The sequence below is a fragment of the Vibrio ichthyoenteri ATCC 700023 genome, from assembly GCF_000222605.1.
Taxonomy (GTDB): Bacteria; Pseudomonadota; Gammaproteobacteria; order Enterobacterales; family Vibrionaceae; genus Vibrio; species Vibrio ichthyoenteri.
Genome location: NZ_AFWF01000198.1, coordinates 1 through 555 on the forward strand (window position 1 = coordinate 1; position 555 = coordinate 555).

Genomic DNA, 555 nt, shown 5'->3' on the forward strand with positions numbered 1-555 from the left:
TTATAAAGCAACTTATTACGCTTAAACCAATCATGATGACCGAGAATGTATTCAGAATATCAAACTATCCTTTCGCACCTGCAATCACCGAGCATAGTGTGTTCCAAAGGACGTCAAACAGACAATATGTGACTTTTGCTCTTTGCCGTTGGTCGATAATCATTTGAAAATGTTCTTTGAAGTGGTCAATCTGCATGGTGCTCTTCCTAAAAAGGGAGTATATAGCCACAGCAAAATGTGTTCGTCAAATCGATATAATGTTGATTAAGGTATGTTCTCTATCTTACCCTGCATGTTAATGAGTTAGATGATCATTTGGCAAATAAATTAATATGATATATGACACTAATCATATCGGTCATAGACGGATCTTTTGATTAGCAATGACGCCAATTACAGAGTGATCCGCACCAGTGGTTTTGGACACTGAGTTAAGTGAGTAAAATCACTAACGAGGTGAAACATGACAAATCAAAAAAACAGAATCAAACACACGCCTGAATTTAAAGCTGAAACTCTGAAGCTAGCCGAGAAAGTGGGTGTAGCCGAAGCAGT

At 37.8% G+C, this 555-nt stretch carries 1 pseudogene; it reads right to left on the reverse strand.

What is annotated here, in order from left to right:
• Window positions 1–67 precede the first annotated feature (67 nt).
• A pseudogene (locus tag RH85_RS22795) lies at window positions 68–196 on the reverse strand (transposase family protein); the annotation flags it as partial.
• Window positions 197–555: the final 359 nt, after the last annotated feature.